Annotated in this window: 9 protein-coding genes; 4 read left to right on the top strand and 5 right to left on the bottom strand. The window is 69.0% G+C overall.

Annotated elements, in window-relative coordinates; genetic code table 11:
• Positions 1 to 100: 100 nt before the first annotated feature.
• Both AB0I51_RS17875 and AB0I51_RS17870 read right to left on the bottom strand, forming a co-directional pair.
• On the bottom strand, positions 101 to 553 hold the full coding sequence (locus AB0I51_RS17875; protein ID WP_362976030.1) for a GNAT family N-acetyltransferase: 453 nt from the start codon (positions 551 to 553) through the stop codon (positions 101 to 103).
• Positions 554 to 596: 43 nt separating this feature from the next.
• Positions 597 to 1,055, bottom strand: coding sequence for a MarR family transcriptional regulator (locus AB0I51_RS17870; RefSeq protein WP_019073386.1), 459 nt, complete (start codon positions 1,053 to 1,055; stop codon positions 597 to 599).
• 141 nt (positions 1,056 to 1,196) lie between these two features.
• Here AB0I51_RS17870 and AB0I51_RS17865 point away from each other — a divergent pair, with 141 nt between their 5' ends.
• Positions 1,197 to 2,405, top strand: a complete 1,209-nt coding sequence (locus AB0I51_RS17865) for an MFS transporter (protein ID WP_362976028.1) — start codon at positions 1,197 to 1,199, stop codon at positions 2,403 to 2,405.
• A gap of 124 nt (positions 2,406 to 2,529) precedes the next feature.
• The gene (locus AB0I51_RS17860; protein WP_362976026.1) at positions 2,530 to 2,952 is read left to right on the top strand and encodes a heme-binding protein; all 423 of its coding nucleotides are present in this window, start codon (positions 2,530 to 2,532) and stop codon (positions 2,950 to 2,952) included.
• 69 nt (positions 2,953 to 3,021) lie between these two features.
• Here AB0I51_RS17860 and AB0I51_RS17855 read toward each other — a convergent pair whose 3' ends face one another.
• Entirely contained in the window at positions 3,022 to 3,897 is an 876-nt protein-coding gene (locus AB0I51_RS17855) for a GNAT family N-acetyltransferase (protein ID WP_362976024.1), read from the bottom strand.
• Positions 3,898 to 4,091: 194 nt separating this feature from the next.
• Here AB0I51_RS17855 and AB0I51_RS17850 point away from each other — a divergent pair, with 194 nt between their 5' ends.
• Together AB0I51_RS17850 and AB0I51_RS17845 are read left to right on the top strand one after the other, a co-directional pair.
• Positions 4,092 to 4,727: an HAD-IB family phosphatase gene (locus tag AB0I51_RS17850; RefSeq protein WP_362976022.1), complete on the top strand. Its 636-nt coding sequence runs from the start codon at positions 4,092 to 4,094 to the stop codon at positions 4,725 to 4,727.
• A 303-nt stretch (positions 4,728 to 5,030) separates the two neighbouring features.
• A complete protein-coding gene (locus tag AB0I51_RS17845) occupies positions 5,031 to 6,761 on the top strand; it encodes a globin domain-containing protein (RefSeq protein WP_362976020.1) in 1,731 nt (576 codons plus the stop codon).
• Positions 6,762 to 6,777: 16 nt separating this feature from the next.
• Here AB0I51_RS17845 and AB0I51_RS17840 read toward each other — a convergent pair whose 3' ends face one another.
• On the bottom strand, positions 6,778 to 7,260 hold the full coding sequence (locus tag AB0I51_RS17840) for an NUDIX hydrolase (protein WP_362976018.1): 483 nt from the start codon (positions 7,258 to 7,260) through the stop codon (positions 6,778 to 6,780).
• A gap of 111 nt (positions 7,261 to 7,371) precedes the next feature.
• A complete protein-coding gene (locus AB0I51_RS17835) occupies positions 7,372 to 8,277 on the bottom strand; it encodes a LysR family transcriptional regulator (RefSeq protein ID WP_362976016.1) in 906 nt (301 codons plus the stop codon).
• Between the last annotated feature and the right edge of the window lie 215 nt (positions 8,278 to 8,492).

The raw sequence follows: 8,492 nt of genomic DNA, 5'->3' as shown, positions 1-8,492 counted from the left end.
GGAGGTGACGGCGAGACGCTGCGCGCCGGGGCGGCCGGTGATCGTGCCGGCGGTGAAACACGACGCCTCCCCGATGTCGGCCGGGTGTGTCGTTCTCGCTTCAGAGGGGGAGCTTGAAGCCCACGTGCGAGGCCGTGAAGCCGAGCCGTTCGTAGAACCGGTGGGCGTCGGTGCGGGTGGCATCGGAGGTCAGCTGGACCAACTGGCAGCCCTGGCGGCGCGATTCGGTGATCGCCCACTCGATGAGTCGGGTGCCGAGGCCGCTGCCCCGCTCGTCCGTGTGGATGCGTACGGCCTCGATGACCGACCGCGTGGCGCCTCTGCGGGACAGGCCGGGAATGACCGTGAGCTGGAGGGTGCCGACGACGCGGCCTCCGCGCACGGCGACGACCAGGTGCTGGTTGGGGTCGGCGGTCAGGCGTTCCAGCGCGGCCAGGTAGGGCGTCAGATCGTCGGGTGACTCGCGCTGGGAGCCCAGGGGGTCGTCGGCGAGCATGTCGACGATGGCGGGGACGTCTTCGGTGACCGCGGCTCGTATCTCAAGATCTCCCATGGTCACAGCTTAGGCAGCGGTGCGCTGCGGGGGATCGGACTGTCTACGCGGGCGCGTGCATCGACTCCACGACGCGGACCAGTGGGGCCAGCTCGGGGTTCCCGGCCGCCGCGTCGAGCGCTTCGCGCAGGGCGGTGTCGTTGGTGGGCCGGGCCTCTTCGAGCAGGGCCAGGCCGGCCTCGGAGACGTTGGTGTAGATGCCCCGTCGGTCGGTCGGGCACAAATACCGGGCGAGCAGACCGCGGTCCTCGAGCCGGGTGACCAGCCGGGTGGTGGCGCTCTGGCTGAGGACAACCGCGTCCGCGACCTGGCGCATCTGCAGGTGGCCCCCGTCGCCGTCGTGCTGCCTGCTGAGGACGTCGAGCAGTGAGTACTCCCGCATGCTCAGGTCGTGCTTGGCCTGCAGGGCGCGCTCGATGTGCGCCTCGATCCTCCCGTGCAGCAAGGAGAGGGCGCACCAGCCCTGGGCAAGGGCGGTGAGTGCTGGGTCTGTCGCTGTCATTGGCGTTTCCTCCGTCCCGGAGCGGCTGAACCCAGGATAGAGCACAGGTGAAATAGTCCGCGCTTGCATATAGCCCGCGTCTGCAACTATTGTGAACGCACGCAAAGCGCTCCTGCAATCTTCTGGGAAGGGTGCATCCCCATGCCTCTCGCGCTTCTGGCCCTCGCGATCGGGGCCTTCGGAATCGGAACGACCGAGTTCGTGATCATGGGCCTGCTGCCCCAGGTCGCGGGCGACTTCGGAGTCTCCATCCCCACCGCCGGCCTGCTGGTCACCGGTTACGCGCTGGGTGTGGTCATCGGCGCCCCGCTGATGACCGTGCTCGGCACCAAGGTCCCCCGCAAGCGGATGCTGATGCTGCTGATGGGCCTGTTCGTCGTCGGCAACCTGCTCTCCGCCGTCGCCCCCAACTTCTCGGTGATGCTGATCGGCCGTGTGGTCGCCTCGCTCGCCCACGGTGCCTTCTTCGGCATCGGCTCGGTCGTCGCGGCCGAGCTCGTGGCCCCGGACAAGAAGGCCGGAGCCATCGCGATGATGTTCACCGGGCTGACCGTCGCCAATGTCGTCGGTGTCCCGCTGGGCACCCTCGTCGGGCAGTCCGTCGGCTGGCGCGTCACCTTCGCCATCGTCGCGGGCCTCGGCGTGATCGGCCTGGCCGGCATCGCCAAGCTCGTGCCCGACCTGCCCAAGCCCGAAGGTGTCCAACTGCGCCACGAACTGGCCGCCTTCAAGAACACCCAGGTCCTGCTCGCCATGGCGATGACCGTCCTCGGCTTCGGCGGCGTCTTCGCGGCCATCACCTACATCGCGCCGATGATGACCCACGTCGCCGGCTTCGCAGAGGGATCCGTCACCTGGCTGCTCGTCCTCTTCGGCCTCGGCATGGTCGGCGGCAACCTCATCGGCGGCAAGTTCGCCGACCGCGTACTGATGCCCATGCTGTACGTCTCGCTCGGCGCCCTGGCCGTGGTGCTGGCGCTCTTCACGGTCACCGCGCACAACAAGATCGCGGCGGCCGTCACCATCGCCCTCATCGGCGCCCTGGGCTTCGCCACCGTGCCACCGCTGCAGAAGCGGGTCCTGGACCAGGCGCACGGCGCCCCGACGCTGGCCTCCGCGGTGAACATCGGCGCCTTCAACCTTGGCAACGCGCTGTCCGCCTGGCTCGGCGGAATCGTCATCGCGGCCGGCCTCGGCTACACCGCCCCCAACTGGGTCGGCGCCGTCCTCGCCGCAGCCGCCCTGGTCCTCGCGATCGTCTCGGCCGCGCTGGAGCGCCGCACCGGCGCCCACGGCACGGTCGCGGCGGGCGGCCTGCCGAGCGAGCAGCGGACCGTCGTCCACCACTGACCCTGTGGTACCGGAGCGGGGAGTCACGGGGCCAGGGCCGTTCCCGTGACTGCCGATCGCACGTGTCCCTTCCGATCCGGCCTTCCGACACCACCTACAGCAACACCCGCAAGGAGAAACCCTGATGAGCACCACCACAGCCGTTGCCCCGCTGACCATCCAGGGCGCCGAAGCGCTCGTCGACCGGGCCCGCCGTGCCGCAGAGGCCGCCGGGGTCACGGTCAGCGTCACCGTGCTGGACGCGGGCGGTCATCTGCTTGCCTTCCGGCGCGACGACCGGGCCGTGCTGATTTCCGGCGAGACCAGCACCCGCAAGGCGTACACCGCGCTTCAGCTGAACGCGGCCACCGCCGATCTCGTCGACGCGGTCCAGCCCGGAGGCCTCTTCCACACCCTGCCTACCGCGCTCGACCGACCGCTGCTGTTCATCGCGGGCGGTCTCCCGGTGCACCGCGACGGCCGGCTGATCGGAGCGATCGGGGTCGGTGGCGGCGCGCCGTCGCAGGACCACGGTTTCGCCCAGGCCGCCGTCGAGGCACTTGTCTGACGTCTGAAGACGGCTGAAACGCCGGCTCTCGATCATGTCTGGAGCCGGTGTTTTCCATGCCCGGAGGCGTCAGCCCGCAGCGACCGTCAGGGGCGCGAACCGCCGTTTCCAGTCGCCGGGCAGCTCCGCGATCCCGTATGTCATGACGGAGTTGAAGGCCAAAGAGACCAGGCCGCGTTCCTTCACCCAGCACAGCAGGTCTTCGTGGCGTACGTCGATGTCGGTGCGCAGGGGACGGTCGGTGCGGGCGGCGAGTGAGGCGAGGAGAGCCTTCGCCGTCTCCGAGTCCTGTGCGATCAGTGGGCCCACGACCTGTGTGTCCATATTGGGCCAGGCCGCCGTGTACCCGATGATCCGGCCGTTGTCCTGTGCCACCCGCAACTGGTCGGCGAAGGCGGGGAGCCGTGTGATGAGAGGTGTGCGATCGGTGCCGAACACCTCCTCGTCGAGCCGGAGGATGGCGGTGAGGTCCTCTGCCGTGGCCGCACGGGTGGTGATCCGGGACTCGGGTCCGTCGGATCCGTCCGGAGTGAAATGGCCGCGCAGCATCTCTGCCCGACCTGTCGCCTTGAAACCGAGTTCTTCGTAGAGCGGGCGCCCGTTCGGGGTCGCGTACAAGGTCAGTGGCGTGGGACCCAGTACTGCCAGCAGGTGGCGCATCAGTCGGCGCCCCACGCCCTGACGGGCATGGCGTTCGGCGACCAGGACCATGCCGATGGCGCTCAGATCCGGGCGCTCCTGCGGGCCGTACTCCGTGACGACGCAGGCCGCGGCGAGGCCACCTTCCGGACTGTCGATGCCGTACCCCGTCCCCGCGCTGAGGAGGAAGCCCCACTTGTGTTCCTCGCGTGGCCACCCCCGGTCCTCGGAAAGGTCGGCGCAGGCGGTGCGATCGCGGAGCGTCAGCCGGCGGATGGGCAGAGCGGCGAGGGAGTGAGTCGGCACGCAGGTCAGGCTGTCTGACTGCGTTGTCGGCGTCCACCCGTTTCCGGGGAGACGTACTTGCTTTTGGCCATGTCATGGCCGACTGCACAAGACCTCGGCCGAAGCCGGATGTTTCACGTGAAACACCGGCGAACGGCGAACATCCGGCAGGCTCGTGAAAGGCGCCACAGTTCCGCCCACTAACCTCGTGGCTCATGGCGAGACTTCATCTCTTCGACCTCGACGGCACTTTGCTGCACGGAACCAGCGCGCCCCTGGAGATCTCACGTCAACTTGGTCTGGAAGCCGAGACGGTGGAGCTGGAACAGGAGATCTCGGCCGGGCTGATCGGGCCGCCGGAGTATGCGACCCGCGTGTACACGCTCTGGGCGAATCTCACAGAGGCGCATGTGGCGGCTGCCTTTGAAGGGGCCCCTTGGCTGGCGCGGATCCGTGAGGTCTGGGCCGAGATCAGGAGTGCCGGAGAATACTGTGCCGTCGTATCGCTTTCGCCGTCCTTCTTTGTGGAACGGCTCACGGGTTGGGGCGCGCACGCGGCACACGGGTCGCTCTTCCCCGTCGTGCCCTTCACCGAGCCCTCGATGGACCTGTCCGGAGTCCTCAGCTCTGCTGCCAAGGTGGTGATCGCGGATCGGCTCTGTGAGGAGTTCGGGGTGACGAGGGCGGATTGTGTCGCCTATGGCGACTCGATGTCGGACAAGGATCTGTTCGGCGCCGTGCCCGTCTCTGTCGCGGTGAACGCCGATCGGCATCTGACGGGCCTTGCCACCCACTCCTATGCGGGGCGGGATCTGTGGGATGCCTATGAATTGGTGCGCGCCGCCCGGTAGTTGAGGGAATTGATGGTTCGCGCCTCCCCTGTTCGTGGGGGAGCCGGGCCGGACTTGTGCGCGCATCACGGGCCGGTATGGTCGACTCCGGTTCTTGTCCGCGGCAGGGCGCCGCAGGCGAGTACTGCGGGCAATGTCACATCTCGCCTTACTTGTCCGTACGCGGTGGGAACGTGGGTCGGATACGGCTGTATTGGCCGCTCGAGCGAACGGGGAAAAGCAAGCAGTCCGCGCGGAAAGCAGGCAGCTTCCGATGGGGGAAGTACGCCGACCGACCGAAAGATGTTCGAGGCGAGGCACATCATGGACGCTCCGACCACCACGTCGGCCGACAACGGTCCGCCCGGCGGCGGCAGCGGCGGAGGCGGCTGGTTCACGCCACGCAAGCAGCCGGAGGTGCCTCCGGGCGAAGGGCGGGAGACCGCGGGGGTACGGCGTCCGGCCGTGATGCGACCGGTCCGCAGGGCTACGGCGGGTGTCAACGAGCCCCCGCCCGACGCGAGTTCGGAGCCGTCGACTCAGAGTGCCGAGGGCGCGGCGCCGGAGCCGGAAAGCCACGGTTCGCAGCAGGGCACCTCACCCGACCGGGAGCGAATACCGTCGGCCACGACCACCGTCCAGCCCTTCACCCCGGCCCAGCCCCCGTCGCCCGCGCCGCCACAGCCTTTCGTTCCCGCTCAAGCCTCGTCTGCGACCCCTCCGCAGCCCTTCGCTCCAGCTCAAATCCCGCCTGCCACACCCCCGGCACCCGCCACGCCTGCCCAGACCCCCTCTCCCGCGCCCCCGTCGCCCTTCCCGCCCGCTCAGGCCCCGCCTCCCGCCCAGTCGGCGTTCACGTCCGCGCCATCCGTCGCCGCGGCGGATTCGGCCGTCGTGCGAGTGCCCGCCCAGCGTTCTTTCGGCGCCGTCACCGAGAACGCCTCCCCGGACGCCGTGCTCATACGCCGGACCATGGCCGAAGTCGCCCCGGTGGCCGACAAGGTCACCTCGTACTTCTACGCGCTGCTCTTCGTACGCCACCCCGAACTGCGGTCGCTGTTCCCGGCGGCGATGGACACCCAGCGGGACCGGTTGCTCAAGGCGCTGCTCACCGCGGCCGAGCACATCGACAACACCGAGGTTCTCGTCGCGTATCTCCAGAACCTGGGCCGCGGCCACCGCAAGTACGGCACCCGGCCCGAGCACTACCCGGCCGTCGGCGAGTGCCTCATCGGTGCGCTGAACAAGTACGGCTCCGGCGTCTGGGACGTCGAGACTGAGGCGGCCTGGGTCCGGGCGTACACGACGATCTCGCAGGTCATGATCGACGAGGCTGCTGCCGACGAACTGCGTGCCCCGGCCTGGTGGAACGCTGAGGTCGTCACCCACGATCTGAGGACCCGGGACGTCGCGGTCGTCACGGTCCGCCCCGACCAGCCCTACCCCTTCCTCGCCGGGCAGTACACGAGCCTGGAGACGCCCTGGTGGCCGCGCATCTGGCGGCACTACTCCTTCGCCTCGACGCCCCGTTCGGACGGACTGCTGACCTTCCATGTGAAGGCCGTCCCGGCAGGCTGGGTCTCGAACGCGCTGGTGCACCGGGCCAGGCCCGGCGACATCATCCGGCTCGGTCCGCCGGCCGGCTCGATGACCGTGAACCACAGCACCGGCAGCGGGCTGCTCTGCCTGGGCGGTGGCACCGGCATAGCGCCGATCAAGGCACTGGTCGAGGATGTCGCCGAGCACGGCGAGCGGCGACCGGTGGAGGTGTTCTACGGAGCCCGTACCGACCTCGACCTCTATGACATCGAGACGATGCTCCGGCTCCAGCAGTCGTATCCGTGGCTCACGGTCCGGACCGTCGTAGACCAGCAGGCGCGTCTCCAACTCCCGGACGCCATAAGGACGTACGGGCCGTGGCGTGGGTACGACGCCTACGTCTCGGGCCCGCCGGGAATGATCCGCAGCGGTGTCGATGCCCTGAAGGACGTCGGTGTCCCGGCGGAGCGCATACGGCACGACTCCGTTGAGGAACCGGTGGCCGCCGGGGACTGATCCGGCGCCCGAGAGGTCAGCCGAGGTCGGGGGCGTGCATCGCGCGGACCCCTTCGATGTTGCCGTCCAGATAGTGGCGCAGGGACAGCGGCACGAGGTGGACGGACGCGATGCCTACCCGGGTGAAGGGGACTCTGACGATCTCGTACTCGCCGAGGGGATCGTCCACTTCGGGGCCGTGGCGCAGCGCCGGGTCCATGGACTCCAGGTGGCAGACGAAGAAGTGCTGGACCTTCACGCCGGTCGCCGTGGCGTTCGCGCCGATGTGCTCGACGGTGTCCACGAAGCAGGGAACCACGTCAGTGATCTTGGCGCCGAGCTCCTCGTGCACCTCGCGATGCAGGGCATCGACGACAGTGGTGTCCTCGGGCTCGACCCCGCCACCGGGCGTGACCCAGTAGGGATCCACACCGGGCTTGGTGCGCTTGATCAGGATCAGGTCGTCGCCGTCGAGGAGGACGGCACGTGCGGTGCGCTTGACCACGGGTCGGACGGTCATGGGAGAAATGTGGCCCGGCTGGTTCCACGTGAAACATCGCGAAACGTCACCCTGGCGGTTCAGAGCGTGACATTCGGAGCCGTCGACGCGAAGCGGCGACAAAGTACCTGGTCAGCCCCATCCGGTGGCCGCGCGGTGCAGCCACTCGTGGGCCCGGGCGATGTGTGGCATCGCGAGAGTTCCGGTGCGTACGACCAGGAAATACGTCCGCAGCGGTGGCACCGCCGGCTCGTGGAGCGGAACGACCTCACCGCGCTCCAGTGCGGCGGCGCACAGATAGCGGGGCAGCACCGCGAGTCCGGCGCCCGCGCCGGCGCAGGCGAGCACCGCCCGCAGGTCCGGCACGATGACCGTGCCCGAGGCGGCCGGACGGGAGTCGAAGACGGACGCCCAGTACCGCGAGATGAAGGGCAGCGACTCGTGGACCTCGATCAGGGGGAGGTCGTCCAGAGCGGGCGCGTCCTTGGGGTCGAGGTTCGCGGAGCCGATCTGCTGGGCCCACTGCGGGGCGGCGACGAGGACGTGCTCCTCGTCGCAGAGCGTTGTCGCCGTAAGCAGGGCCCCTCGCGGACGGGCCGTGCTGATGGCCAGATCGTGGTGTCCGGCGGCCAGCCCATCCAGGGTTTCCTCGGCATTCCCGAAGGACGCGCGCAGTGCGAAGGGCTGGCCGTCGTCGCCGGTCAGCTCCGTGAGCGCGGGCAGCGCCCGCTCGGCAGTGAACTCGGGCGGCCCGGCGAGATGCAGAGTGCGCAAGGACGAGTCGTTGTCGGGACCGGCCTCGGCTATCTCCACGAGGGCGTCGAGATGCGGCGCGGCCTTGTGCGCGAGTTCGTCGCCCATGGTCGTGGGGGTGACTCCACGGGCCTGGCGCAGGAACAAGGGGCGGCCCAACTGCCGTTCCAGGGTGCGGATCTGGGACGTCACCGCGGGCTGGGAGAGACCGAGCAGGGCTGCGGCGCGGGTGAAGGAGCCGGCCCGGTGCACGGTCACGAAGGTGCGCAGCAAGGCCAGATCCATGGCACGCACTCTCCTTTCCCCGCCCTTCTCCGACCCCGGGCAGGGCCCAACTATAAATAAGTCGATAGGTCTCTGTCGCTACCGTGATTGGACACTGACACAGAGTCAACTAGCCTTGTGCGCGCGGTTCTTCGCGCGCAGAACCGAGGACGGTCCGAGCCACGAGGGGGGAGGCTCGGACCGTCCGTTGTGCGTAGCCGGACACCGACCGGTGG

Origin of the sequence: Streptomyces sp. NPDC050549 (assembly GCF_040655035.1) — a bacterium.
Taxonomy (GTDB): Bacteria; Actinomycetota; Actinomycetes; order Streptomycetales; family Streptomycetaceae; genus Streptomyces.
This window is presented reverse-complemented; position numbering and strand designations above follow the sequence as displayed.

Excerpts from the sequence above, each read along its gene's own strand:
- AB0I51_RS17875 (WP_362976030.1), bottom strand. The coding sequence starts at position 553 with ATGGGAGATCTTGAGATACGAGCCGCGGTCACCGAAGACGTCCCCGCC.
- AB0I51_RS17870 (WP_019073386.1), bottom strand. The coding sequence starts at position 1,055 with ATGACAGCGACAGACCCAGCACTCACCGCCCTTGCCCAGGGCTGGTGC.
- AB0I51_RS17865 (WP_362976028.1), top strand. The coding sequence starts at position 1,197 with ATGCCTCTCGCGCTTCTGGCCCTCGCGATCGGGGCCTTCGGAATCGGA.
- AB0I51_RS17860 (WP_362976026.1), top strand. The coding sequence starts at position 2,530 with ATGAGCACCACCACAGCCGTTGCCCCGCTGACCATCCAGGGCGCCGAA.
- AB0I51_RS17850 (WP_362976022.1), top strand. The coding sequence starts at position 4,092 with ATGGCGAGACTTCATCTCTTCGACCTCGACGGCACTTTGCTGCACGGA.
- AB0I51_RS17845 (WP_362976020.1), top strand. The coding sequence starts at position 5,031 with ATGGACGCTCCGACCACCACGTCGGCCGACAACGGTCCGCCCGGCGGC.
- AB0I51_RS17840 (WP_362976018.1), bottom strand. The coding sequence starts at position 7,260 with ATGACCGTCCGACCCGTGGTCAAGCGCACCGCACGTGCCGTCCTCCTC.
- AB0I51_RS17835 (WP_362976016.1), bottom strand. The coding sequence starts at position 8,277 with ATGGATCTGGCCTTGCTGCGCACCTTCGTGACCGTGCACCGGGCCGGC.